The organism is Duncaniella muricolitica, assembly GCF_910574735.1.
Classification (GTDB): Bacteria; Bacteroidota; Bacteroidia; order Bacteroidales; family Muribaculaceae; genus Duncaniella; species Duncaniella muricolitica.
The window spans coordinates 1-24,231 of record NZ_CAJTCF010000016.1; the positions used below are offsets into that span (position 1 = coordinate 1).

Below are 24,231 nucleotides of genomic sequence, written 5' to 3' on the forward strand. Positions count from 1 at the left end.
TCTGACGTATGCAAATAAAATCGCTATTATTTTAATGATAATCAGAGGATTATTCTGAAATTATTACTGACAGACCTGATTATCTTCGATTGGCTGAATAGTTACTATACAATTATCTTTATGTTAAAAAATATTAACAAGTAAGCGTGCGCGCCTGTTCTACAAAGAATAATGTAGCGTATGGCGATGTTATAGCTTTGATGCCACAACGGTTGATAACCGGCATGATTATATTTGGCATTCTGACAAAATAATCTTAACTTTGCTTTCAATCACTCAGCTCAGGCTGTAAAATCACAACATAATGAAAGTTTCCATCATCGGTGCAGGAGCCATGGGCGGAGCTATAGCCCGCGGACTCCTCTCTCGGCCGGCCCATGAGGTCTCTCCGCAGCAATCAGCCGGGTTGTCTGTGGCCGTCTCCAATCCTACCGCCGCTAAGCTCGAGCCGCTTGCCGCCGAGGGGGCACGCGTGACCCTTTCCAATGTCGAGGCTGTAGGCGCGGAGCCCGACCTGGTGATAATCTGCGTAAAGCCTTGGCTGGTAGAGCAGGTGATCAATGAGATAAAGCCATATATCGACTACACGCACACCGAGGTGGCGGTGGTCGCTGCCGGCATTCCCCTCGATAAGATAGCCGGTTGGCTTATCCGTCACACTGCCGACGGCGAGCACCATCTCTTGCCTCCCTATTGTATCGTCATGCCCAACACCGCAGTGTCGCAATGTCAGTCAATGACCTTTCAGGTCGACGGACCGGAGGCTTGTCCGCGTTCGCTATTGGTATTCTCGCGCCTTGGCACAGCTATGGTCATCGAGGAAAAGCAGCTTCCCGCCGCCACATCACTGGCTTCGTGTGGCATAGCTTATGCCATGCGTTATGTGCGGGCGGCTATGGAAGGAGGTGTCGAACTCGGATTTCGCGCTTCCGACGCCCAGCATATCATCGTCCGGACACTCATCGGGGCCGCATCACTCCTTTCGCAGCCCGGAGCGCATCCCGAGAGTGAGATTGACAAAGTCACCACTCCCGGCGGCATTACCATACGAGGGCTCAACGCCATGGAACACTCCGGTTTCTCATCGGCAGTAATCAACGGCCTCAAAGCCTCCTGTAATAAATAGCATCCGACAAGGCTCTCCAAAAATTACTAATTACTAATTGATAATTACTAATTAAAAGAAGTGCGTATAGTGATAAAGGTCGGGAGCAATATCCTCACGCGTCCCGACGGCAAACCCAATGCCACCAACCTCTCGGCGTTAGTCGACCAGATAGCGGCCATCCGCGCACTCGGCCATCAGGTGATACTCGTCTCCAGCGGAGCCGTAGCCTGTGGTCGCGGAGCCTTTACGCCTTCACGTCAGCTCGACAGCGTGGCCGCGCGTCAGCTCTATTCGTCGATAGGCCAGATACATCTCATCAATCTTTACAACCAGCTTTTCGACTCCTACGGCATCACGGTCGGGCAGGTGCTCACGCAGAAGGAAAACTTCTCATCGCGCACCTCTTATCTCAATCAGCGGGCATGCATGCTCACCATGCTTGAGCACGGAGTGCTCCCGATTGTCAATGAAAACGACACCGCGAGTCTCACCGAACTGATGTTTACTGACAACGACGAGCTTTCAGGACTCATAGCCGCCATGCTTGACGCCGACACGCTGGTGATACTCTCCAACGTCGACGGCATCTACACGGGTGCGCCCTCCGATCCTGATTCAACTCTTATCCCCGAAGTGGCTCCGGGGCGCGACCTGAGTGAATATGTAGTCGCCGCCAAGAGCGGATTTGGCCGCGGTGGCATGGGCACCAAGTGTGGCATAGCACGCAAGGTCAGCGATGAGGGCATCACCGTGATTATAGCACGGGGCGACCGTCCGGGTGTGCTGGTCGACCTTCTGCAGTCGCCCGACACAGTGCCCCACACTGTGTTTCGCCCCTCGCCTCAGCCTCTGAGCAACATCAAGCGATGGATAGCCCATAGTTCGTCGTTTGCCAAGGGCATAATCCGTGTCAACCGTGAGGCGGCACGCGTGTTGCTGAGTGACAAAGCCGTGAGTCTGCTCCCGGTCGGCATAACCTCGGTCGAGGGTGAATGGGAGGAGGGCGACATCGTCAATATCCTTGCTCCCGACGGCTCCGCTATCGGAGTGGGCCGCGCATCACTCTCATCGGCCGACACGCTCGCTGCGATGGGCCGCCATGGTCATCGGCCGGTGATACATTATGATTACCTCTATAATTTTGAATCCTGAATGACCCGGGTCACGGGCTCATTCTATTTTGCATATCCGACATGTCCGAAATCAACTCTCTGTTCCGGTCGGTGCGAGAGGCGTCCCGCACCATCGCCAATATCACTGACGCCGAGCGCAATGCAGTCATCCTGACGCTTGCCCGGCTTATCGAAGACAATATCGGCCCCTTGCTTGAAGCCAATGCCGCCGACCTTGCGCGCATGAGTCCCGACTCGCCTCTCTATGACCGCCTGCGGCTTACGGCCGACCGACTCGGCTCCATAGCCTCCGATATGCGCAACGTGGCCGCCTTGCCGTCGCCCGTCGGCGAGGAGATAGAGCGGCGCACACTTCCCAACGGTCTGCTCATACGTCGGGTGAGAGTGCCGTTTGGAGTGATAGGTGTTATATACGAAGCCCGGCCCAATGTGACTTTTGATGTGTTCTCGCTCTGCTTCAAGAGCGGCAATGCTTGTGTGCTCAAAGGTGGGCGCGATGCCGAGACATCCAACGGTGCGGCTATCGCGCTGATTCATCAGGCCCTCGAGGCCCACGGCATCAGCCCTGACGTAGCGGTGCTCCTCCCCTCCACTCATGAAGCCACGGCCGAGATGCTCAACGCAGTTGGCTATATCGACGTGTGCATACCGCGCGGCGGACGCAACCTCATAGACTTTGTGCGTGACAACGCCCGCATCCCTGTCATCGAGACGGGTGCCGGGGTGGTGCACACCTATTTCGATGCCGACGGAGACCTTGCCATCGGGACCGCTATTGTCGACAATGCCAAGACGCGCCGGGTGAGTGTATGCAATGCTCTTGACTCTCTGCTTGTCCACCGCTCGCGTCTGTCCGACCTCCCCGCGCTCTGTGCCCCGCTTGCCTCCAAGGCTGTGGAGCTGCACGCCGATGCCGACGCGCTCGCGGCTCTTCGGGGACATTATCCGGAGACGTTGCTTGTCAAGGCCGCGGAGTCTGACCGCGACCGTGAATGGATGGACTATAAAATGGGTATTTATACGGTCGGGTCTATTGATGAGGCCATCGACCATATCGCGCGTCACGGCTCGGGCCACAGTGAAAGCATAGTCACGGAGTCAGACGAAGCCGCCCGTCGTTTCCAGGCCGAGGTCGATGCGTCGTGTGTGTATGTCAACGCGCCTACATCATTTACCGACGGTGCGCAGTTTGGTCTCGGAGCCGAGATTGGTATCAGCACGCAAAAACTCGGTCCGCGCGGTCCTATGGGACTAAAGGAAATCACCACTTACCGCTATCTCGTCACCGGCCATGGCCAATGCCGTAGCTGAGTTATAGAGTTTAAAGTTTATAGAAACAAAATAGGGATAAAAAAGGGTCGAGGAGCAATGCCAAAATTTCAGCATTGCTCCTCTAAACTTTAACCTTTATCCTCTAAACTCTCCTCGGCGTCATGTCGTTCGTAGGCTTCGACTATGCGCTGCACGAGCGAGTGGCGCACGATGTCCTTTTTGCCAAACTCGATGCGTCCGATGCCCGGCACATTCTTGAGCACATGCAGAGCCTGTATCAGACCCGACTGCACAGAGCGCGGGAGGTCAATCTGCGTAGCATCACCTGTGATAATCATCTTGGCATTCATGCCGAGGCGCGTGAGAAACATCTTGATCTGATGTACTGTCGTGTTTTGCGCCTCGTCGAGCACAATCACGGCATCGTTGAGCGTGCGGCCACGCATAAACGCCAGCGGAGCTATCTGTATGACATTGGTCTCCATATACTCTTTGAGTTTCACGGCCGGTATCATATCCTCGAGAGCATCATAGAGCGGTTGCAGATAGGGGTCAATCTTGTCTTTCATGTCGCCGGGCAGAAAACCGAGCTTCTCGCCCGCCTCCACGGCCGGACGCGAGAGTATGATTTTGCGCACCTCGCGGTTTTTCAGGGCCTTGACAGCCAGCGCGATGGCGATATAGGTTTTACCCGTGCCGGCAGGTCCGAGGGCAAAGGTGAGGTCGTTTTCGCGAAAAGCCTTCACAAGCAGGGCCTGGTTGGTGTTGCGGGGCGAGATAGGCTTGCCGTTCACACCATATATTATCACGTCGTCGTGTTTGGGTTCGGTCGGCACCTTGCCTTTTACGATGTCGAGTATGACCTCTTCGGTGAGCTTGTTGTAGCGTGAGCAATACTCCTCCAGCTCCTTGATTTTCTTTTCAAACTCGGCTGTCTCGGCATCGTCGCCTATCACCTTGATTACCGAGCCTCGGGCGGCCATGCGCAACTTGGGAAAAAGGTTGCGTATCAGGTGCATGTTGCTGTTGTTTACGCCGTAAAAGCTGACCGGGTCAACGTTGTCGATGATTACGATGCGTTCTATCATGTGGGAGTCTGGGATTATTTTGATGAATACAGGTGGTCACGGAGGCCGGAGCGGATATTAAACACCGTTTAAGCCTTCTTCTGATTGTTTAACCTCGGTGGCTGTCTTTTTGTTTATCGGGATGGTGTACATAATGGAGAAATTGCCGCTTATGGCACCGTTGCGTTTGCCGTAGCCGGGGATATACATCGGATTGCCATAGGCCGACTTGGATTCGTGCAGTATGGAGTGATACACGATGGTCCATCCGGCCGAGAAGTTGCCGGCGATTTTCACCTTGATGCCAAACGTCACTTCCAGATATCCGGCCGTGTTGCCGATGTCCTTGAGCGAATAGGTCGAGGGGGTACCCCAGTAGCCTTCGTCGACAGTTACGTCGAGCGCGCTCCACTTGTAGGTGGTAAACCCGTAACGCAGACCCATCTGCAGCCGGTAGTCGGGATTGGAGTTGTAGAAGAAGTTGTAAGAACCGCCTATCTTGAAATAGGGAGCTACCGGGCTCTTGAAGGTGAAGTTTTTGTCGACGGGAGTCTCGTTGATGGAGCCCAAGCCCACGGCAAAGAAGGGAAAGTAGCGGTTGTGCATGCTCAGTTCGGCCCACACGTCTCCGAGTCCGTATTTCTGGCCGAGAGCGCGCATTATAGGGTCCCACACGTTGACGCCGGCTATGACCTCATGCAGCAGCGGATATTCCATCTTGGGGGGAGCTTTGAGCAGGGTCGAGTCGACAAATTCGAGACCGGTCACCGTGTCGACCATCACGGTGTTGCCGTGGGCGTCGATAGTGGTGACAAGGCGCGATGAGTCCACCTGTTGTTTGAGATTGGTGGTGATCTGCGGAGTGCTGCCCGGCTCACGCGGTGTCACGGGGGTGACTCTTCGCTGGGCCGAGAGGGGCATGATGACTGCGGCAAACATGAGGGCCGCCAGGAATGCAAGGAGTCTATTCATGGCGCGCCACCTCCTGAAGCGGATAGTTAGCGGCCTGTGACCGGGAGATATTATAAAAGGTGTCGCCGACGTTCTCGCCCGGCTCTTCCGGTCCTTCCGGCTCATCTGGAGTCTCCGGAGTGTCGGGAGTGTCGGGTGTGTCGGGCACATCGGGTCCTTCCGGTGTTTCCGGTGTGTCGGGAGTCTCCGGATCGTCGGGCTCGGAGGTGCGGAAATAGAGTCCTATGGTCTCACGTTCGATATTGGTTATGAGCGAGTCGGCCACCCCTACCGAGTCGAGCAACTGGGTGGTGTGTGACACTCGGGTGATGCGGTAGTGATACATCGCTCCGCACTCCTCGGAGGCAAACCACGGGTGAGCCTCGTAATAAAACGTTATGCGGTCCTCGACCCCGTATTGGGCGAGTGATTTCTGCATATATTTTATCACAAAAGTGGTCGATGTCTCGGTGGCGCGCAGAGGCAGGTATACCTGTGAGGCTCGTTCCGACGGTCCGACGAGCAGCGAATCGTTGGGCGCGCCCTCTCCGCTGATGGCGAGCGAGTCGATGGCAACGGCGTCGCCTGAGGAGTAGGAGTAAAATCCGGCCAAGGGCACCGAATTTTGGTTCTCGGTACACCCTGTGGTGTTACAGCCCGTCAGCAGTGAGGCCGTCAGGAGTGTGGCGACGGAGATGTAAAATAGGCTTTTCATTCAGAAAATTTGCCACGGCGCACGATGTCGGCGAGGTGGAGACGGTTTTTGTCGGGTATCTGAGAGCCTTCGGCCGGATATCCGAGCGGGATGATGGCGATAGGCTCCATATTGTCGGGCAGGCGGAAAGCCTCGCGGATTATCTGTTGGTCAAAGTTGCACACCCAGCATGTGGCGAGGTGCATCGATGTGGCGGCCAGACACAGATGCTCGACGGCTATCGAGACATCGACGTCGGTGTGGTCTTTGCCGTCAGACGGACGGTGCCAGGCCTTGTCGTGAAGACCGCAGGCTATGATGTAGACCGGAGCCGACTTGATCCAGTCGCGCTGATAGCTTCTGACCACAGCCTCGCGCTCGTCATCGCTGTCGGCGATAACAAAGAGCCACGGCTGGCGGTTGCATGCCGAGGGAGCCAGGCGTGTGACATCGAGTATGGCCATCAGTACATCCTCAGGCACGGGAGTGGCTGCATATGAGCGGCAGGAATACCGCTGCTGAGCCAGGGCGTATAGTTCGGGATATGAATTCATCGTTGTATAAACTGCCAATTACTAATTTCTAATTGCTAATTACTAATTGACCTCAGATTTGTTCTTTTATTTCGTAGCGGTTGCGTGAGGGAGAGTTGCGCACGATGAGCTCGCCTATAAAACCGGTGAGGAAGAGCATAGTGCCGAGCAGCATCATGGTGAGCGAGAGATAAAAGTAGGGCGAGTCGGTGACCAGACGGTAGGGATTGCCGTGATACATGTCCCACAGCTTGCCGAAGCCGACTACCATGACGGCTATGAAGCCGACGATAAACATCAGCGAGCCAAGCAGTCCGAAGAAATGCATCGGCTTGGCTCCGAATTTGCCCGTAAACCACAGCGTGGCCAGGTCGAGATAGCCGTTGACAAAACGGTCGAGGCCAAACTTTGTCGAGCCATACTTCCTCGCCCTGTGCTGCACCACCTTCTCGCCTATGCGGTCAAAGCCGGCGTTTTTGGCAAGATAAGGTATGTAGCGGTGCATGTCGCCATACACTTCGATGTGCTTGACCACCTCGAGACGATAGGCCTTGAGGCCGCAGTTGAAGTCGTGCAGATTGTGGATGCCGCTCACCTTGCGTGCCGTGGCGTTGAAGAGCTTGGTGGGAATAGTCTTTGACAGCGGGTCGTAACGTTTCTTTTTCCATCCCGACACCAGGTCATAGCCATCGCGGAGTATCATGCGGTAAAGCTCGGGTATCTCGTCGGGCGAGTCCTGAAGGTCGGCGTCCATGGTGATGACCACATCGCCCGCCGCGAGGCCGAAACCGGTGTTGAGGGCGGGCGACTTGCCGTAATTGCGTCTGAACGACACTCCGCGCAGGGCCGGATTGGCCGCCGCCAGGTCGCGTATCACGCGCCAGGAGTCGTCGGTCGAACCGTCATCGACGAGTATCACCTCATAGCTGAAGTCGTGCTCCTTCATCACACGGTCTATCCAGGCCGTGAGCTCGGGTAGAGACTCGGCTTCGTTGTAGAGGGGCACTATGACTGATATATCCATTTGTTTTCTAATGGCCTTTATAACTTTTTTTATACTCTATGCTTTCTGTGAAGGGCAAATATGCCGCTGAGAGTCATCGACAGAAGAGAGCCTGTGACGATGGCAAGCATTATCATCTCGGTCACGATGTCGATAGGGGCGGGGATGAAGCGCGCCTCGAGCATCCTGGCGGCGACATCGGCGGCAAAATCCACCTGTGTGCCGGGCATCGAGTCCTTGAGCGCGGCCACGGCTGTGAGCTGCTCGACCACAAAGCCGGGATGAATCCATTTCATGTACACCACCAGCGCGGTGCCGGCGATGAGCATGCCGCAGAAAAATATCATCACTCCCTGCATCCACAGCATCGCAAATGTGCCCGAAGGGCCGAGGCTGCGGTGATAGGAGCGCATGAACCGATATATCACCACAGGCACGCTCACCATCATGACGAGGGCGAGCAGCGACAGCGGTGCGAAACTTCCCGCGAATATCGACGCGAAAAACATCACAGTCAGGTATATGCCGAAAAGAAATCCGTCGTCGGCTCCACGACGGTAAGGAGACTTAATCATACCTGCAAAATTACGCATTTTTTTTTGATACACAATGGCCTCGCCCCGACAATGAATGTCGCGCCCCGCAGGGCTGGCTCCTCTCTCTCGGGCTCTCTGCCGGCATGCGCGGTGTGGTCGGACGATATGTAGGCTTACTGCAAATTCTTTTAACATAAATAAGCATTTAGTAACGGTTGTGATTGGTCAAAAGGTCGAATAATTGGGCCTTTTGGTATTTATACTTGAAAAATGTTGATACATTTTTCCAAAGTCGGAGATTTTCGTTGTACCTTTGCGTGAATTTTTGGCTCAAAACCAAAAAAGAGGGATAACCACAGCGTCAAAAACAATATAAAAACATAGGTATAATAAACAAAGACGAAAACGAAACAATGAAACCAATCTCGTCAATCAAACTGAGCAGTATGGCCGCGCTTGTCGCCACTGCCGCACTCGCCTCCTGCTCGGGCAACCAGGGCCAGCAGATGCAGATGCCCGCCCCGTCGATCGCCACCGTGACTCTCTCGCCCGAGAGTGCGGACCTCCAGTCGACCTTCCCCGCCACCATCAAGGGTAAGACCGACATCGACATCCGTCCGCAGGTGACAGGATTCATCACTAAAGTACATGTTGACGAGGGTCAGCGTGTGCGCAAGGGTCAGGTGCTTTTCACGCTTGACCAGGTGCAGTTCCAGGCTGCCGTTGACCAGGCCAAGGCTTCGCTCAACTCGGCCCAGACTGCCGTAAACACAGCCAAGATGACTGCCGACTCAAAGAAAGCTCTTCTTGACAAGAACATCATCTCGCAGTATGAGTATCAGTTGGCCGAAAACTCGCTCCAGCAGGCCAACGCTCAGCTCGCTACCGCCAAGGCTGCTCTCGTGAACGCTCAGAAAAATCTCGCCTACACCACCGTGACTTCTCCCAGCGACGGCGTGGTGGGTCAGATCCCCAACCGTGAAGGCTCGCTCGCAAGCCCCTCGTCGGCCCAGCCGCTTACCACTGTGAGCGACAACTCTCAGGTATATGCCTACTTCTCGCTTACCGAAAAAGACCTTCTCAACATGACCGGCTCGGGCAAGTCGCTCGACGCTGCCATCAAGGCTATGCCCGCCGTGAAGCTCAAGCTCAGCGACGGCTCTACCTATCCCCTTGAGGGCAAGGTGGCCACTGTGTCGGGTGTCATTGACAACAACACCGGTTCTTCGAGCGTACGTGCCCTCTTTGCCAACCCCGAGGGTGTGCTCCGCAGCGGTTCGACAGGTCAGATTATTATCCCCGATCTTCAGGAAAACGTTATCGTCATCCCCCAGAAGGCTACATTCGAGCTTCAGGACAAGCGTTTCGCTTATGTCGTAAACGATTCCAATAAAGTAGTGGCTACCCCCATCGTCATCGAGACCGTCAATGACGGCAAGAACTTTGTGGTAAGTTCGGGCCTCAAGGCCGGCGACCGCATCGCTGTCGAGGGTGTGGGCACCAAGCTCAGCGACGGCATGGTCATCAATCCCGTCGATGCTGCCGCAGCAGCCGCAGCCCAGGCTCAGCAGGCTCCGCAGCAGTAATCCTCCGCTCGGGTTAACAATTCACAGAGTATATTCAAAAGTATAGAGTTTTCGAAGGTGGCGTGCCGGCTACGTCCCGCCATCCGCAATAACTTACTGTAGAAACAATGAAATTAGATACCTTTATTAACAGGCCGGTGCTGTCGACGGTGATTTCGATATTCATCGTGCTGCTGGGTCTGATCGGCCTTTTCTCGCTGCCTATCACCCAGTTTCCTGACATCGCGCCGCCTACCATCCGTGTGTCAACCACCTACACGGGTGCCAATGCCCAGGCTGTGCTCAACTCGGTGATTGCTCCTCTCGAGGAAGCTATCAACGGTGCCGAGGGCATGACATATATGGAGTCGACCGCCACCAACACCGGCTCGGCCGACATCACCGTATATTTCGAGCAGGGCTTTAATCCCGACATGGCTGCCGTCGACGTGCAAAACCGTGTCGCCAAGGCTCAGAACCTTCTCCCCTCCGAGGTGACCCAGGTGGGTGTGCTCACTCAGAAGCGTCAGTCGTCAATGCTCATGATGGTGGCTCTCTATGACCCTTCGGGCCGCTACTCGAGCGAGTTTATCGACAACTATGCCAAAATCAACATGATTCCGCAGCTTCAGCGTGTAAGCGGTGTGGGTGACGTCATGTCGTTTGGTGCTGACTATTCGATGCGTATCTGGCTCAAGCCCGAGGTGCTTGCCCAGTATGGCCTGATGCCTACCGACATCAGCTATGCTCTGTCGGAGCAGAACATCGAGGCTGCTCCCGGTGCCTTCGGCGAGCAGGGTGACCAGTCGTTCCAGTACACCATGAAGTATCGCGGACGTCTCTCCACCCCCGAGCAGTTTGAAAATATTGTCGTTGCCGCCAAGCCTACCGGCGAGGTGCTCCGTCTGGGCGACGTTGCCACAGTCGAGCTCGGCCGTGTGACCTACGGATTCTCCAACGCTCTCAACGGCTATCCCTCTACCGGCTGTATCGTGTTCCAGACTGCCGGCTCCAACGCCACACAGATCATCGATGACTGTCTCAAGGTGGTCGAGAATATGAAAAAGGAACTTCCCGCCGGCCTCGAAATAGCTGTGCCGATGAACAACAACGACTTCCTTGACGCCTCTATCCACGAGGTTATCAAGACTCTCATCGAGGCGTTCATACTTGTGTTCTTCGTAGTTTACGTGTTCCTTCAGGATATCCGCTCCACCATCATTCCCGCCATCGCCATCCCTGTGGCTCTTGTGGGCACATTCTTCTTCATGAACCTCATCGGGTTCTCCATCAACCTTATCACCCTCTCGGCTCTGGTGCTTGCGATTGCGATTGTGGTCGACGACGCCATAGTCGTGGTCGAGGCCGTGCACGCCAAGCTCGATGTGGGCTACAAGAGCGCGCGCAAGGCCTCTATCGACGCTATGAGCGAGATCGGCGGAGCCATCATCTCGATTACGCTTGTCATGATGCTCGTGTTTATCCCCGTGTCGTTCATGAGCGGCACCACGGGTGTGTTCTATCGCCAGTTCGGTCTGACCATGGCCATCGCCATCGGTATCTCGGCCCTCAACGCGTTGACGCTCTCGCCCGCACTCTGCGCCGTGTTCCTCAAGGGACATGACGATTCGACTCTCAAGGAGCGCATGGGCACAGCCTATAAGGCGGCCGGCGAGGCTGTCGTGGGCCAGACCAAGCGTCGCTTCACTCTCGACCTTCCCCCGCTCATCACCTTTGCCTTCCTCGTGGCCACCATTACATTCATGGTGCTCGGATGGTATAATATTCACAAGCCTCTCCAGTTGGCAATTGCAGCCGTGTGTGCCATCGTCACAGTGCTCGGCATCTTCGGCAAGCGTTTCCACCGAGGCTTCGAGATCGGTTTCGGCCGCATCCTCAAGGTGTATGACAAGTGCACCACCTTCTTCATCAATCACAAGATTACCTCATTTGGCATCGTGGCCGCTGCCGTGGCTGTGCTCGTGTGGCTCATGAGCATCACCACCTCGACCCTTGTGCCCAACGAGGACACCGGCACGCTCTTCTGTATGATTGACATGCCCCCGGGCACATCGCAGGAGCGCACAGAGAAGGTGATGGACCAGGTTGACCAGATTCTTGCCACTGTTCCCGAGATTGAGTATCGCAACAAGATTGTGGGCTACTCCTTCATGGCCGGACAGGGTGCCACATACGGTACATTTATTATCAAGCTCAAAAACTGGGAAGACCGCAAGCGGGCCGACCAGACCTCCGATGCCATCCTCGGCAAGCTCTATGCCATGACTGGAGCGGCCATCAAGGACGGACGTGTGGTGATGTTCGCACCCCCTATGATTTCGGGTTACTCGCTCACCAACGGTTTCGAACTCAAGATGCAGGATAAGACCGGCGGCAGCGTCGATGATTTCTTTGCCGTGGTTCAGGGATTCCTCGCACAGCTCAACGCCCAGCCCGAGGTACAGGTGGCCATGACAACGTTCAACCCCTCCTTCCCTCAGTACATGATTGACATCGATGCCGCCAAAGCCAAGCAGGCCGGCATCTCGCCCCGCGACATTCTCACCACCCTCCAGGGTTACTACGGCGGTATGTACGTCTCCAACTTCAACCGCTTCGGTAAGATCTACCGTGTCATGATGCAGGCTTCTCCCGAGGCTCGTATCAATCCCGAGACTCTCTCGGCCATAAAGATACGCAATGGCGCGGAGATGGCTTCGGTGAGCAACTATGTGACACTGACCAAGGTCTACGGCCCTGACCTTCTCAACCGATTCAACATGTTCCAGTCCATCTCGGTTACCGGTCAGCCCGCTCCGGGCTACACCTCGGGCGACTGTCTTGCGGCTGTCGAGCGTGTCGCCGCCGAGACTCTTCCCCCGGGCTTCGGCTATGAATACTCGGGTATGACCCGCGAGGAGGCAGCTTCGGGTGCCGGCAGCACTACCGCCATCATCTTCGGTCTCTGTCTGCTCTTCGTATACCTGCTCCTCTCGGCCCAGTATGAGAGCTACATTCTGCCCTTCGCGGTAATCTTCTCGATTCCGTTCGGTCTCATGGGCACATTCATCTTCGCTCAGATATTCGGCATATCCAACAATATCTATCTCCAGATCGCGCTCATCATGCTCATCGGTCTCTTGGCCAAGAACGCCATCCTTATCGTGGAGTTTGCCGTCGAGCGTCGCCGCACCGGCATGTCGGTGGTCAACGCTGCCATCCAGGGTGCCTCCGCCCGTCTGCGACCCATTCTCATGACCTCGCTGGCCATGATTATCGGTCTTCTGCCTATGATGTTCGCCACCGGTGCGGGTGCCAACGGTAACCGTGCCCTCGGCACAGGCTCAATCGGCGGTATGCTCATCGGTATGGTGCTTCAGGTGTTCATCGTGCCTGCCCTCTTCGTGATATTCCAGAAGATTCAGGAACGCTTCACCCCGCTCAAGTGGGAGGATACCGACAACGAAGGCATCGAGAACGAAATCGAGCAGTATTCAGCTAAATAATCGTAGTCTACAGTCTTGGATGTCGTAAAAGCCGGGTGCACACCCGTCGCCCCGGCTTTTACGGCCCTTCCCGACAAGTCAATCATCTGACAATATGAAAATCAAAAACATATCACTCCTTCTGGCCGCCTCACTGAGCATGGGCGCGCTCAGCGGCTGCGGGATATACTCCACTTACAGCCCCGAGAAGGTCAACAGTGCTGTCGTCAACGAGTATGCACAGGCTCTCGAGCAGACACCTGAGGCCGATGCCCTCGGCAATCTCGACTGGCACAAGGTGTTTACCGACCCTATGCTCACCGACCTCATCGAGCGCGCGCTGGCCAATAATAAAGACCTGCGCAACGCCAAGCTCAATGTCGATATCGCCCACGCCCAGCTCAAGGGTGCGCGTCTGAGCTATCTTCCCTCGGTGGCCTTCGCTCCCAGTGCCAACCGCTCGTTCATGATGAGCCGGTGGAGCGACTGGAGCTACCAGCTCCCCCTCGCTGTCAACTGGGAGATTGACATCTTCGGCAAGCTGCGCAATGCGCGCCGCACTGCCGAGAGTGCCGAGCTTCAGGCCAAGGCCTACGAGCAGGCTACACGCTCGCAGATTATAGCCGGCGTGGCCCAATGTTACTACACCATCGCCGCCCTTCAGAGCCAGCTCGAGCTTTCGCGAGAGACTGCCGAGCTCTGGAAGCAGAGTGTGCAGTTGATGCGCGATCTCAAGGAAGCCGGACGTCTCAGAGAGAACGCCGTTGTGCAGAGCGAGGCCCAGTATTACAGCATCGAGTCGTCGATTGCCGACATCGAGATGTCGCTCCACGAGGCCAACAACACTCTCTCGCTCCTGCTCAACACGATGCCCCAGAAGTGGACAATCCCCGCAAGTGCCAATCTCTCTATGCCCGCCATCGCGCGCACTTCGGTGCCCATGTGCGAACTGGCTGCCCGTCCCGACGTGCGTGCTTCCGAGATGGCTCTCGCCACAGCCTACTACACCACAGCCTCGGCCCGCGCCGCTTTCTATCCCTCGCTTGCCATCACGGCCAACGGCGGATTCACCAACCTTCTCGGCTCCATCATCAGCAATCCCGCCGAGTGGTTTGTGCAGCTTGGCGGACAGCTTACGGCTCCACTCTTCTCGCGCGGTCAGAACATCGCCCGTCTCGAGGCTGCCAAGGCCCAGCAGAAGCAGGCTCTCAACAACTTTGAATACACCATCATGAGCGCGGCCGCCGACGTCAGCGATGCTCTCACCACCTATGAGAAGTGCAAGGAGAAGCAGGAGTGGCTCGCCCTCCAGGTCGAAGATATGTCCAAGGCCGTCGACATCACCAACGAGCTCCTGCTCTTTGACGGTTCCACCACCTATCTCGAGGTGCTCACTGCCCAGCAGAATCTCCTCGGCGCGCAGACCTCGCAGATTACCACCAATCTCGCCGCCTCACGCGCCCTCATCAACCTCTATCAGAATCTCGGCGGCGGCCGTTGATTCTTTGCAGTAACTCCTTAAACCATAAGAGACATGATTAGCGACAAAGCTCACATCGACCCGTCGGCCAAAATTGGCGACAACGTCACCATCCATCCGTTTGCCTACATCGACAAGGACGTGGAGATAGGCGACGGCTGCGTGATTATGCCATTTGCAAGCATCATCCGCGGCACCCGCATGGGTAAAAACTGCAAAGTATATCAGGGCGCGATTGTAGGTGCCGACCCCCAGGATTTCCGCTGGAAGGGTGGCTTCACCTACTGCTACATCGGTGACAACGTAGTGATACGTGAAAACGTAATCATCAACCGCGGCATCGAGACCGAGGGCGGCACACGCATCGGTTCCGGCTCTTCGCTCATGGCCAACTCTCACGTCGGCCACGACTCGCACATACAGGACGGTGTGGTCATCGGCAACAACGTCTCGATAGCCGGCGACGTGGAGATCGGACGCAACACCATCCTCTCTTCGAGTGTTGTGGTCCACGAGAACTCCAAGGTTGGCGAATGGGTGCTCATCAAGGGCGGATGCCGCATTACAGGCAACGTGCCCCCCTTCTGCATCATGGCCCACAATCCCACAAGCTACTTTGGTGTCAACGCCTATCTGCTGCGCAAGCACGGAGGTCTCACCGAGGAGCGTGTCGACGACATTGCCAAATGTTACCGTCACCTCTATCAGACCGGTACATCGGTATTCAACGCCCTCAAGCGCATCGAAGCCGACGTTGACGAGTCGCCCGAGCGTACCAAGATACTCGAGTTCATCCAGGACTGCAACCTCAAGATTGTCGCCGTCCCCAAAGACCTCGAATAATCCCGTGACATAAAGCCTGCACAGGCCCGTTTGAAATAACAGACAGGAGCACAGGAGTGAATTAACCCCCACTCGCCGTGCTCCTGTCTGTTATTTATATTGTAATAAAAAACCTCCTGTACTCCTGTCTCAAGATATAAAGACTTATGTTTCTTCTGTCCTTATGAAACTTTTGTATCTCCCCGGGGTGATGCGCATATTGCCACGTAAAAGTCTTGAATTTTAGACAACGGATGTTAAAGCCCTGTTTTATGCGTGATTGAAATGGCTTATTTTTGCCGGATACTAAATTTCGCGAATATTCATCACATAAACCACGCATAAAACAATGAAGAAATCATCAGTTCTACTCTCGGCGGCACTCATGATGCTGTCGTCGTTCAGCATTCAGGCACAGGAGACGCGCAGACTTATCGAGCCCGAGCGCGCAGAGTTCAATCCCCATTGGTCGCTACAGCTTCAGGCCGGTGCCGGCTATACCATCGGCGAGGCCAACAAGACCAAGGATCTCATCTCGCCCGCAGCCGCCATCAATGCAGGCTACTCCTTCTCCCCGGCATTCACCCTGCGTTTCGGCGCGAGCGGATGGCAGGGACGCGGAGCTTGGGTGTCACCCTATGCCACCTATAAATACAACTATATTCAGGGCAATGTCGATGCAGTGCTTTCGCTGACCAACCTCATCTGCGGATTCAATCCCGGCCGCACACTCGACCTCTACGGTTTTCTTGGCGTAGGCCTCAACGGAGCTTTCAATAACGACGAAGCCGTGGCTTTGGCCAATGCCGGTGCCGGATTTGAGAAACTGTGGCACGGCCATCGTCTGAGCGTGGCTCCCCGCGCCGGCCTCGGGCTCAACGTTTGGGTAAGCCCCCGTGTGGCAATCAACGTCGAGGCTAACGCCAACATGCTCTCTGACCATTTCAACTCCAAGCGCGGCAGCAGCTTCGACTGGCAATACTACGGCCTCGTAGGTGTCACCATCCGTCTCGGCTCCAACACACGCGTGATTCCCGCTGTCTATGAGGACATCCCTGCGCCTGCTCCCGCCCCTGCACCTGCTCCCGAACCCGCTCCCGTGGTCACTCCTGAGCCCGCACCTGTTGAAGTGAAGAAAGCCGAACCGATGAAGATTGACGTCTTCTTTGTCATCAATTCATCGCGTGTGCGTGGAGAGGAGATGGCCAAGGTCGATGAGCTTGTCAGCTACATGAAAGCCAATCCCGCAGCCAAGGTGGTTGTCACCGGCTATGCCGACAAAGGCACAGGCACCGCTGCTTACAACATGAAGATTTCACGCATGCGCGCCGAATCCGTAGCCGACGCACTCCGTGCAGCCGGCATATCGGCCGATCGCATCTCGGTCGATGCCAAGGGCGACACCGAGCAGCCGTTTGATGTAAACAACCGCAACCGCGTGGCCATAGCCATCGCCGGCGAGTAAATACATGCAGGGGACCCTCTGTCCCTTCCCGTTAAAGACAGGAGCACAGGAGTGAATCAATCCACTCGCTGTGCTCCTGTCTTTTATTTATAATGTAATGAAAAAATACTCCTGCACTCCTGTCGATATAAAGACTTATGTTTCTTCTGTCCTTATGAAACTTTTGTATCATCATAAACTTTTGTATCTTTCAGAGAATTTTACGAACTTTACACCCCCTACATCAATTCTAAAACCATATGGACAAGAATAATCATATCGATACACCCGCCACTCCTGTCAAAGTGCTGTTTGTCTGCCTCGGCAACATCTGTCGCTCTCCGGCCGCCGAGGGTGTCATGCGCCGTATTGTCGGTGAAGCCGGTGAAGACTCACGTTGGGTCATTGACTCGGCCGGTACGGGCCGTTACCACATCGGCGAGCTCCCCGACCACCGTATGCGCATCCATGCCCGGCGTCGCGGACTTGAGCTTACCCACCACTGCCGTCAGGTCACTGAAGAGGATTTCGAGCGGTTTGACCTCATAATCGGCATGGATGCCTCCAATATTGCCAATCTGCGCCGTATAGCCCCGTCGCCCGAGGCCGAGACCAAAATCCACGCCATGGCCGAATATTTTTCTCCCTCCGCGCGTTATGACTATGTGCCCGACCCCTATTATGAAGGGGCCGAAGGCTTTGAACTGGTGCTCGATTTACTCGAGGACGGGTGTGAAAATCTTTTCAGAACATATAAAATCTAAACGATTATGAAGGAGTTTAACGTCTGTGTGCCTGTGATTGAGATGAGTTTTGACGAACTTGACGCCATCGACCGCCGCCTTGTCGACGAGGCCCGCGAGGCCACAGGCCGGGCCTACGCGCCTTACAGTAGGTTTCACGTCGGAGCGGCCATACTTCTCGACAACGGCGAGGTAGTGACCGGAGCCAATCAGGAAAACGCCGCCTTCCCCTCGGGCACCTGCGCCGAGCGCACCACCTGCTATTACGCACATGCCCGTTGGCCCGAAGCCCGTTTCGAGGCCATAGCTGTGGCCGCGCGTGGCACCGACGGCGAGTTTGTGGCCGACCCCGTGGCTCCCTGCGGCGCATGCCGCCAGGCATTGCTTGAATATGAGACGCTTGCCGGCCACGATGTGCGTGTGCTCCTTGTCGGCCGCGACAAGGTCTACATTCTCCCCTCCGTACGCTCCACACTTCCGCTCGCTTTCTCGGAATTTTAGTTTTTTTATTAAATTTTGCTATTCTTCCGGTGGATAGTTTGATATAATGTAAAAAATAGACTATCTTTGCATATTAAACATATAGATATATTTTCCATACGGCCCATTGGCCGAGCAAAGACCTTAAAACACCGATGAGGGTAAAGATACACCGTGAAGGTACCAACATACTTGTAGTGCTCATGCTGATACTGGTAATAGTCAATCTGTCGGCATGGATGTTTATACGTCCTGAGGCGATTCCTATGACATTCTCGGGCATATCGGCTGTGTTGTATCTTCTTGTGGTCAACTTTTTCCGTTCCCCGCGCCGCACTTTCAAGGGCAACAGGGAAAATGTGGTGGTTTCCTCTGTCGACGGCACTGTCGTGGCTCTTGAGGAGGTCTTTGAGCCCGAGGTGCTGCGCCGCAAGGTGAGAATGCTCTCGGTGTTCATGTCGGTGTTTAACGTGCATGCCAACTGGTTTCCGACCGACGGCGAGGTCCTGATGGTCAAGCACCATTCCGGCCGCTTCCTGAGTGCCTATCTGCCCAAGGCGAGCATCGAAAACGAGCGTTCCACTGTGCTCATACGCGCAGCCAACGGCCAGGAAATACTCATGCGTCAGATTGCCGGTGCGGTGGCCCGGCGCATCGTCACCTACGCGCGCCCCGGCGAGCCGTCCAACATCGAAGACCACATGGGCTTCATCAAATTCGGCTCCAGAGTCGACATATATCTCCCGCTTGACGCCGAGATATTCGTAAAAATCGGTGACAAGACCACCGGCGGCATCACCGAGGTGGCTCACCTAAAGAAACAGCAAAAGTGAAAAGCATAAAGACTTATATTCCCAACACCATCACCTGCCTCAATCTGCTGTGCGGAAGCCTGGCGATCGTTCTTGCCTTTCACGACGGCATGACCTTCGGTCCGCTCGTCGCGCGTCAGTGGGCTTGGGTGCTCATCGGAGCCGCCGCGGTGTTTGATTTCTGCGACGGACTCTCGGCCCGCGCGCTCGGAGCATATTCGTCTATGGGCAAGGAGCTCGACTCGCTCAGCGACCTTGTCAGCTTCGGACTCGCTCCCGCTTTTTTGGTAATGAATGCCTATGTGGCTGCCGGTGCCTCGATGTGGCTCAGCCTCGTAGGCCTGATGATAGGCTTGTGTGGCGCGTTGCGTCTGGCCAAATTCAATGTTGACACCCGTCAGACCACATCGTTTATCGGACTCCCCATTCCCGCCAATGCCATATTCTGGGTCGGAGTCCTCGGCTGGATTGAATCGCACGGCTGGCCCGGCGACATAGTAATGACCGTCATCGTAGTGGTGTTTTCGCTGCTCATGGTCAGCGAGCTCAAGATGTTCTCGCTCAAGGTCAAGAGCCTCGGCTTCAAAAGCAATGTACGCCGTTACACCGTCCTGCTTGCAGGCATACTCTTTGTAGTCACCGAAGGCGTGGCCGGTCTGGCATGGACCATCGTGCTCTACATCCTCATCTCGCTTCTCGGCAGGAAGAATTTCGACGAATAGGGTGGGGAGTTAGAGTATAGAGGCGCAGGATGGGAAGCCTCGGATGGCATTATTCTCTCTTATTATTTATTTGTATATTATGTTTACAGCGATTATAACTATTTTTGTTGTCTATTTCCTGTGGCTTGTAGCGAAGCCATGGCTTGCCCGCTATATGCGAAGGAAGATGCAGCAGAAAGTCAATGATATGTTCCGTCAGACCTTTGGCGGAGCACAGGCCCAGGGTTTTCCCTTTGACGCGCAGAGCGAGCCTCGTCAGCAGCAGTCGCGTCAGCGTCAGGAACCCCCGCGAGGCCCAAGACGCAAGATTTTCAGCCGTGACGAAGGCGAGTATATCGAGTTTGAGGAAGTTACGGTCCGTACCGGCGACCCCGCATCCTCTCAGGCCTCTGCCACCGACAAGCGTGCCTATACTCCCCGCGAGCCCCAGATTTCCGACGCCGAATGGGAAGAGGTATAGAGTTTAGGAGTTAAAAGGTTAAAGTTTATGGAATAGCCCGGATTGCATCAAGCAGCCGCAAAGCTATTCCCTAAACTTTAACCTTTTAACTTCTAAACTCTTAATTATTTCATTGACTGCATTTCCACGAGTCTTGTGTAATATCCGTCGAGAGCCAGAAGCTCGGCATGCGTGCCGTGCTCAACGATTTCGCCCTCATGCATTACACATATCTGCGAAGCATTCTTGATAGTAGAGAGTCGGTGTGCGATAACCAGAGTCGTGCGGTTCTTCATGAGACGTTCCAGAGCCTGCTGTACGAGCTTTTCGCTCTCGCTGTCGAGAGCCGAAGTCGCCTCATCGAGAATGAGTATCGGCGGATTTTTGAGTATGGCGCGGGCAATGGAGAGACGCTGACGCTGTCCGCCCGACAGGCGGCAGCCGCGGTCACCGATACAGGTATTGTAGCCATCCTCAGTCGCGGTTATGAAGTCATGCGCATTGGCTATCTTGGCAGCCTCGACCACCTGTTCCATTGTCGCGTTCTTCACGCCGAAAGCGATGTTGTTGAATATTGTGTCGTTAAACAATATAGCCTCCTGATTCACATTGCCCATCATGCCGCGCAGGTCATGCACCCGCAGCGAACGTATGTCATGGCCGTCCACCGTGATAGACCCCCCGTCTATGTCATAGAATCGGGGCAACAGGTCGGCGAGGGTCGATTTGCCGCTTCCGCTCTGTCCCACAAGAGCCACCGTCTCGCCCGGACGTATGGTCAGGTTGACACCCCTGACCACGGGTACCGACGGATTGTAGCCAAATGTCACGTCGCGATATTTGATTTCACCCTTCAGCTCGCTTATTACTTCCGGTTTGGCTGGGTCCTGGATGGGATTTGTGGCACTTAGTATGGCATCCACGCGCTCCATCGACGCCAGACCGCGCTGGATGCTGTACATTGCTTTAGTGAGGTCTTTGGCCGGATTGATGATGGAGTAGAACATCACCATATAATAGATAAACGATGCCGCATTCATTCCCGAAGTGCCACGGAGTATAAGGGTGCCGCCGAACACGAGCACTATGGCTATGGTTATCGTGCCGAGAAACTCGCTCATGGGGTGGGCGAGCGACTGTCTGCGCTGCACGGCGCGGGAGATGCGGAAAAACTCTTGATTGCCGTCATGGAAGCGTGCCTTCACCTTATCCTCGGCATTGAAAGCCTTGATGATGCGGAGGCCGCCGAGCGTCTCTTCGATATTGCTCATGAGCACGCCCCACTGGCTCTGAGCTTCAAATGACGCGCGTTTCAGGCGTTTGCCTATGCGTCCCATCACCGAGCCGGCTATGGGCAGGAGCAACAGCACGAAGATGGTGAGCTGCCATGAGAGGAAAAGCATCATGCCCAGACACACGATGATCATGATGGGGTCTTTGAAGAGCATGTCGAGTGTCGACATGATTGAGTTCTCTATCTCGGCCACGTCACCCGTCATGCGTGCCATGACGTCGCCTTTGCGCTCGTTGGTGAAATATCCTATGGGGAGCTGCACTATTTTGTCATACACATAGTTGCGTATGTCGCGCACTATGCCTGCTCGCATCGGGATGATGAAAAAGCTGCTCAGATAAGTGGCTCCTGTCTTGAGCATGGTCATGAACACCAGGAGCCCGGCCATCGCGGCGAGCGTGCCTATAGGGCCCCAGTCCGAGATGCACTCCTGCGTGTAATAGTAGAAGTTATTGATTACCACATCCTTGAACGAGCCGTCGCCCCATGCCATGAAGTGATAGCTGGCTTCGCGTATCTTGAATAATATCTCCAGGATGGGGATGATGATAGCAAAGGAGAATAGGGTGAGAAAGGCTGCGAGAAAGTTGCAGAAAATATTTAATATCAGATATTTTCTATATGGCGGGACAAATCGTCTGAATAGTGACCAGAGTTCTTTCATGCTTCGGTGGTTGGTTGTGGGGCTGATTGGTGAGGCCTGAGGCCGCGTTTTGACGGTGCGGTGCCGACCGCGGGAGTGGGTTGCGAGTGGTATATACACTTTAAGCCTACGCCGATGCGCGTGAGTTCACGACGCGTCAGTGCAGGCCATATGGTGTGTCGCCCGATAATGGGGGGGGAGGCTGATTACTCGGCGGGCTCTGCGGGAGTCTCGGGAGCCTGGGGTGCTTCAGCGGCGGGAGCTTCGGGTGCTGCGGGAGCTGCCTCGGGTGCCGGTGTGTTGAAGTTGCCGGGAACGGTCTGCTCGGTAGCTACGGGGGCTGTCACGCGCGAGTTGCCTACGATGGCTTTGGGCATGCAGAAAGTCGAGAGTACTGCGAGGACGCAGATGGCTCCGGCCAGACCCCATGTGAGTTTCTCGATGAAGCTGTTGGTGCGGCGTACGCCCATTATCTGGTTGGAGCCTGCGAATGTCGATGAGAGGCCTCCGCCCTTGGACTTCTGCACGAGCACTACACAGATGAGCAATACGGCGCAGATGAGCGTCAGGATAATCAGTACAATGTACATAGTTATATAGGTGATTTTTAGTTATTTGCTATTGTTGGCACTGTCGCGGTTGAGGATGAGTTTGCGCAGAAAACGCAATTGGTCTGCAAAGTAAGCACTTTTTTTTGGATTATTCAAACTTAGAGTGTGAATAATTTCAAATGCTTTGTCATATCGTTTCTGCCTGATATATATTTTTGCCAGACTTTCGCTGAGCGATGTGTCGTGCACCGGAGCCGGAGCCGGGGTGGGCGCGGTTGCCGCGGGAGGGGTGGCGGCTTCGGTCGCCTCGGTTTGGGGCTCGCGCTCTTCCTCTTGGGTGGAGGGGGCTGTCGGCAGGAGGTCTGACTCGTCATCCTTGTGCTTGAGTATAAACGAGTTGATTAACGCGTCCTGCGAGTTGTCGGCCGGGTCGGCGGGGGCTTCGGGCAGATCTTGCTCCTGCTCGCGGGCGAGCAGGGTTGAGTAGTCGGGGGTGGGGTTGAATATCAGACGCTCCAGCAGGGCCTCCTCACGCGGGTCGGTGTGGCCGTATGTCTCCAGAAACTTTGTGATGGCGTCGTTGGTGGTCACGCCTGTTGATGCCGCTGGATAGAATTGTGCCCAGTCCTCATATGCCACATCGGCAAGCATAAACATTGCCTGCGGGTCGGGCGAGTTGAGGGCTATGATATTCATCAGTTTTTGGCGCAGCGGCTCCGAAATCTCTTGGCTCCGGTGGCGCAGGGCAAGCACGGCCGGGAGTACAAAGAATGGGTATTCCCTCGTCAGAGTCTCCACATCGTCAATGGCCGGCCCCGCTGAGGGGTCGGTAAGCGTTGCGAGTACTCGAGTCAGGGCTTCATTCATGGCGTATAAGTGTGTGGGAGGGAGATTTTTACCAGTTGCCGAGAGTGGCGTTGAATATCAGGTCTACAAGTTCTTTGGATATTTCGTTACAGAGCTGGTCTTGCACGTCGGTGAGCATTTCGCTCGAGTCAAAGTCGCGATACGCGCTGAATGTCTGGTCTACGTCGTTGCTTTCCTGGCGTGTGTCGGTATACTTCACGCGCACCGTGATGGTGAGACGGGTCTTGGATGCATAGGCATTCTCCGTCACGGCCTGGGGTGAGAGCGAGTAACCGGTGATTTCGCCTTCGAGTTGCAGGTCGCCCCCCGAGTCTACTGTCGACAGGCGCGTATTGCGAGTTATATAATCCAGAAGCTCGTTTTCAAACGTCTGCTGCAGTGGTGGATACACCAGTGCGGCGCGTATCGGAAACTGTGACACGTATATGGTTTTGTACACCTGATAGTCTATGGCCGCTCCGTTGAGTTTGTAGCTGATGGTACATCCGCCCATGGGTGTGAGCAGCATCAGCATCATGAGTGCGCGGAGCAGATAGGTACGTATCATAGCGGGAGGTCAGGGATTTTTCCTTGCAAAAATAAGGAAA

The 24,231-nt window shown here is 55.2% G+C and carries 23 protein-coding genes; 13 read left to right on the top strand and 10 right to left on the bottom strand.

All coding sequences use genetic code 11. The features are described 5' to 3' along the window. Positions 1 to 304: 304 nt before the first annotated feature. From QGT73_RS04910 to QGT73_RS04920, 3 genes are read left to right on the top strand one after another with little or no spacing between them, the layout of a single operon-like run. A complete protein-coding gene (locus QGT73_RS04910) occupies positions 305 to 1,126 on the top strand; it encodes a pyrroline-5-carboxylate reductase family protein (RefSeq protein WP_280121682.1) in 822 nt (273 codons plus the stop codon). A 60-nt stretch (positions 1,127 to 1,186) separates the two neighbouring features. Next, positions 1,187 to 2,260 (top strand): glutamate 5-kinase, encoded by a 1,074-nt coding sequence (proB, locus tag QGT73_RS04915; RefSeq protein ID WP_280121683.1) that lies wholly within the window; start codon positions 1,187 to 1,189, stop codon positions 2,258 to 2,260. A gap of 41 nt (positions 2,261 to 2,301) precedes the next feature. Beyond that, the gene (locus tag QGT73_RS04920) at positions 2,302 to 3,552 is read left to right on the top strand and encodes a glutamate-5-semialdehyde dehydrogenase (RefSeq protein ID WP_280121684.1); all 1,251 of its coding nucleotides are present in this window, start codon (positions 2,302 to 2,304) and stop codon (positions 3,550 to 3,552) included. 89 nt (positions 3,553 to 3,641) lie between these two features. Here the strand turns inward: QGT73_RS04920 and QGT73_RS04925 are convergent, their stop codons facing one another. Genes QGT73_RS04925 through QGT73_RS04950 form a run of 6 tightly spaced genes read right to left on the bottom strand, consistent with a single transcriptional unit; the run spans position 3,642 to position 8,336 of the window. Continuing rightward, the gene (locus tag QGT73_RS04925; protein ID WP_280121685.1) at positions 3,642 to 4,601 is read right to left on the bottom strand and encodes a PhoH family protein; all 960 of its coding nucleotides are present in this window, start codon (positions 4,599 to 4,601) and stop codon (positions 3,642 to 3,644) included. Between the two features lie 57 nt (positions 4,602 to 4,658). Further along, entirely contained in the window at positions 4,659 to 5,552 is an 894-nt protein-coding gene (locus QGT73_RS04930) for a DUF6048 family protein (RefSeq protein WP_280121686.1), read from the bottom strand. Beyond that, the gene (locus QGT73_RS04935) at positions 5,545 to 6,246 is read right to left on the bottom strand and encodes a DUF6452 family protein (protein WP_280121687.1); all 702 of its coding nucleotides are present in this window, start codon (positions 6,244 to 6,246) and stop codon (positions 5,545 to 5,547) included. Before QGT73_RS04935 ends, QGT73_RS04930 begins: the two co-directional genes overlap by 8 nt. Further along, positions 6,243 to 6,779: a nitroreductase family protein gene (locus tag QGT73_RS04940; RefSeq protein ID WP_280121688.1), complete on the bottom strand. Its 537-nt coding sequence runs from the start codon at positions 6,777 to 6,779 to the stop codon at positions 6,243 to 6,245. The genes QGT73_RS04935 and QGT73_RS04940 overlap by 4 nt, the downstream gene beginning before the upstream one ends. 52 nt (positions 6,780 to 6,831) lie before the next feature. Beyond that, positions 6,832 to 7,782, bottom strand: coding sequence for a glycosyltransferase family 2 protein (locus QGT73_RS04945; RefSeq protein WP_123616506.1), 951 nt, complete (start codon positions 7,780 to 7,782; stop codon positions 6,832 to 6,834). Between the two features lie 29 nt (positions 7,783 to 7,811). Further along, complete coding sequence (locus tag QGT73_RS04950) at positions 7,812 to 8,336, bottom strand: DUF4199 domain-containing protein (protein WP_280121689.1); 525 nt, start codon at positions 8,334 to 8,336, stop codon at positions 7,812 to 7,814. 398 nt (positions 8,337 to 8,734) lie between these two features. Here QGT73_RS04950 and QGT73_RS04955 point away from each other — a divergent pair, with 398 nt between their 5' ends. The 10 genes from QGT73_RS04955 to QGT73_RS05000 all read left to right on the top strand — a co-directional run bounded on the left by QGT73_RS04955 (position 8,735) and on the right by QGT73_RS05000 (position 20,310). Continuing rightward, positions 8,735 to 9,883: an efflux RND transporter periplasmic adaptor subunit gene (locus tag QGT73_RS04955; RefSeq protein WP_425278385.1), complete on the top strand. Its 1,149-nt coding sequence runs from the start codon at positions 8,735 to 8,737 to the stop codon at positions 9,881 to 9,883. Between the two features lie 107 nt (positions 9,884 to 9,990). Beyond that, the gene (locus QGT73_RS04960; RefSeq protein ID WP_280121691.1) at positions 9,991 to 13,368 is read left to right on the top strand and encodes an efflux RND transporter permease subunit; all 3,378 of its coding nucleotides are present in this window, start codon (positions 9,991 to 9,993) and stop codon (positions 13,366 to 13,368) included. Positions 13,369 to 13,462: 94 nt separating this feature from the next. Next, entirely contained in the window at positions 13,463 to 14,848 is a 1,386-nt protein-coding gene (locus QGT73_RS04965) for a TolC family protein (protein ID WP_280121692.1), read from the top strand. 33 nt (positions 14,849 to 14,881) lie between these two features. Then, positions 14,882 to 15,670, top strand: coding sequence for an acyl-ACP--UDP-N-acetylglucosamine O-acyltransferase (lpxA, locus tag QGT73_RS04970; protein ID WP_280121693.1), 789 nt, complete (start codon positions 14,882 to 14,884; stop codon positions 15,668 to 15,670). A 328-nt stretch (positions 15,671 to 15,998) separates the two neighbouring features. Further along, positions 15,999 to 17,114 carry an OmpA family protein gene (locus tag QGT73_RS04975; protein ID WP_280121694.1) on the top strand — a complete coding sequence of 372 codons (1,116 nt, stop codon included), beginning with the start codon at positions 15,999 to 16,001 and terminating at the stop codon, positions 17,112 to 17,114. 239 nt (positions 17,115 to 17,353) lie between these two features. After that, on the top strand, positions 17,354 to 17,857 hold the full coding sequence (locus tag QGT73_RS04980) for a low molecular weight protein-tyrosine-phosphatase (RefSeq protein WP_280121695.1): 504 nt from the start codon (positions 17,354 to 17,356) through the stop codon (positions 17,855 to 17,857). A gap of 6 nt (positions 17,858 to 17,863) precedes the next feature. Next, positions 17,864 to 18,337: a cytidine deaminase gene (locus QGT73_RS04985; RefSeq protein WP_280121696.1), complete on the top strand. Its 474-nt coding sequence runs from the start codon at positions 17,864 to 17,866 to the stop codon at positions 18,335 to 18,337. A 134-nt stretch (positions 18,338 to 18,471) separates the two neighbouring features. Further along, positions 18,472 to 19,149 carry a phosphatidylserine decarboxylase family protein gene (locus QGT73_RS04990; protein ID WP_123616497.1) on the top strand — a complete coding sequence of 226 codons (678 nt, stop codon included), beginning with the start codon at positions 18,472 to 18,474 and terminating at the stop codon, positions 19,147 to 19,149. Beyond that, positions 19,146 to 19,850: a CDP-diacylglycerol--serine O-phosphatidyltransferase gene (gene pssA / locus QGT73_RS04995; protein ID WP_280121697.1), complete on the top strand. Its 705-nt coding sequence runs from the start codon at positions 19,146 to 19,148 to the stop codon at positions 19,848 to 19,850. The genes QGT73_RS04990 and pssA overlap by 4 nt, the downstream gene beginning before the upstream one ends. A gap of 43 nt (positions 19,851 to 19,893) precedes the next feature. After that, positions 19,894 to 20,310 (top strand): DUF4834 family protein, encoded by a 417-nt coding sequence (locus QGT73_RS05000; protein ID WP_280121698.1) that lies wholly within the window; start codon positions 19,894 to 19,896, stop codon positions 20,308 to 20,310. Positions 20,311 to 20,414: 104 nt separating this feature from the next. Here the strand turns inward: QGT73_RS05000 and QGT73_RS05005 are convergent, their stop codons facing one another. The 4 genes from QGT73_RS05005 to QGT73_RS05020 all read right to left on the bottom strand — a co-directional run bounded on the left by QGT73_RS05005 (position 20,415) and on the right by QGT73_RS05020 (position 24,191). Next, positions 20,415 to 22,247, bottom strand: coding sequence for an ABC transporter ATP-binding protein (locus QGT73_RS05005; RefSeq protein WP_280121699.1), 1,833 nt, complete (start codon positions 22,245 to 22,247; stop codon positions 20,415 to 20,417). A gap of 185 nt (positions 22,248 to 22,432) precedes the next feature. Then, the gene (gene secG, locus QGT73_RS05010; protein ID WP_280121700.1) at positions 22,433 to 22,816 is read right to left on the bottom strand and encodes a preprotein translocase subunit SecG; all 384 of its coding nucleotides are present in this window, start codon (positions 22,814 to 22,816) and stop codon (positions 22,433 to 22,435) included. Positions 22,817 to 22,837: 21 nt separating this feature from the next. After that, positions 22,838 to 23,644, bottom strand: a complete 807-nt coding sequence (locus QGT73_RS05015; protein ID WP_280121701.1) for a hypothetical protein — start codon at positions 23,642 to 23,644, stop codon at positions 22,838 to 22,840. A 28-nt stretch (positions 23,645 to 23,672) separates the two neighbouring features. Continuing rightward, a complete protein-coding gene (locus tag QGT73_RS05020) occupies positions 23,673 to 24,191 on the bottom strand; it encodes an LptE family protein (RefSeq protein WP_280121702.1) in 519 nt (172 codons plus the stop codon). Positions 24,192 to 24,231 lie beyond the last annotated feature (40 nt).

Excerpts from the sequence above, each read along its gene's own strand:
- QGT73_RS04910 (WP_280121682.1), top strand. The coding sequence starts at position 305 with ATGAAAGTTTCCATCATCGGTGCAGGAGCCATGGGCGGAGCTATAGCC.
- QGT73_RS04920 (WP_280121684.1), top strand. The coding sequence starts at position 2,302 with ATGTCCGAAATCAACTCTCTGTTCCGGTCGGTGCGAGAGGCGTCCCGC.
- QGT73_RS04925 (WP_280121685.1), bottom strand. The coding sequence starts at position 4,601 with ATGATAGAACGCATCGTAATCATCGACAACGTTGACCCGGTCAGCTTT.
- QGT73_RS04930 (WP_280121686.1), bottom strand. The coding sequence starts at position 5,552 with ATGAATAGACTCCTTGCATTCCTGGCGGCCCTCATGTTTGCCGCAGTC.
- QGT73_RS04935 (WP_280121687.1), bottom strand. The coding sequence starts at position 6,246 with ATGAAAAGCCTATTTTACATCTCCGTCGCCACACTCCTGACGGCCTCA.
- QGT73_RS04940 (WP_280121688.1), bottom strand. The coding sequence starts at position 6,779 with ATGAATTCATATCCCGAACTATACGCCCTGGCTCAGCAGCGGTATTCC.
- QGT73_RS04945 (WP_123616506.1), bottom strand. The coding sequence starts at position 7,782 with ATGGATATATCAGTCATAGTGCCCCTCTACAACGAAGCCGAGTCTCTA.
- QGT73_RS04950 (WP_280121689.1), bottom strand. The coding sequence starts at position 8,336 with ATGATTAAGTCTCCTTACCGTCGTGGAGCCGACGACGGATTTCTTTTC.
- QGT73_RS04960 (WP_280121691.1), top strand. The coding sequence starts at position 9,991 with ATGAAATTAGATACCTTTATTAACAGGCCGGTGCTGTCGACGGTGATT.
- QGT73_RS04965 (WP_280121692.1), top strand. The coding sequence starts at position 13,463 with ATGAAAATCAAAAACATATCACTCCTTCTGGCCGCCTCACTGAGCATG.
- lpxA (WP_280121693.1), top strand. The coding sequence starts at position 14,882 with ATGATTAGCGACAAAGCTCACATCGACCCGTCGGCCAAAATTGGCGAC.
- QGT73_RS04975 (WP_280121694.1), top strand. The coding sequence starts at position 15,999 with ATGAAGAAATCATCAGTTCTACTCTCGGCGGCACTCATGATGCTGTCG.
- QGT73_RS04980 (WP_280121695.1), top strand. The coding sequence starts at position 17,354 with ATGGACAAGAATAATCATATCGATACACCCGCCACTCCTGTCAAAGTG.
- QGT73_RS04985 (WP_280121696.1), top strand. The coding sequence starts at position 17,864 with ATGAAGGAGTTTAACGTCTGTGTGCCTGTGATTGAGATGAGTTTTGAC.
- QGT73_RS04990 (WP_123616497.1), top strand. The coding sequence starts at position 18,472 with ATGAGGGTAAAGATACACCGTGAAGGTACCAACATACTTGTAGTGCTC.
- QGT73_RS05000 (WP_280121698.1), top strand. The coding sequence starts at position 19,894 with ATGGCATTATTCTCTCTTATTATTTATTTGTATATTATGTTTACAGCG.
- QGT73_RS05005 (WP_280121699.1), bottom strand. The coding sequence starts at position 22,247 with ATGAAAGAACTCTGGTCACTATTCAGACGATTTGTCCCGCCATATAGA.
- secG (WP_280121700.1), bottom strand. The coding sequence starts at position 22,816 with ATGTACATTGTACTGATTATCCTGACGCTCATCTGCGCCGTATTGCTC.
- QGT73_RS05015 (WP_280121701.1), bottom strand. The coding sequence starts at position 23,644 with ATGAATGAAGCCCTGACTCGAGTACTCGCAACGCTTACCGACCCCTCA.
- QGT73_RS05020 (WP_280121702.1), bottom strand. The coding sequence starts at position 24,191 with ATGATACGTACCTATCTGCTCCGCGCACTCATGATGCTGATGCTGCTC.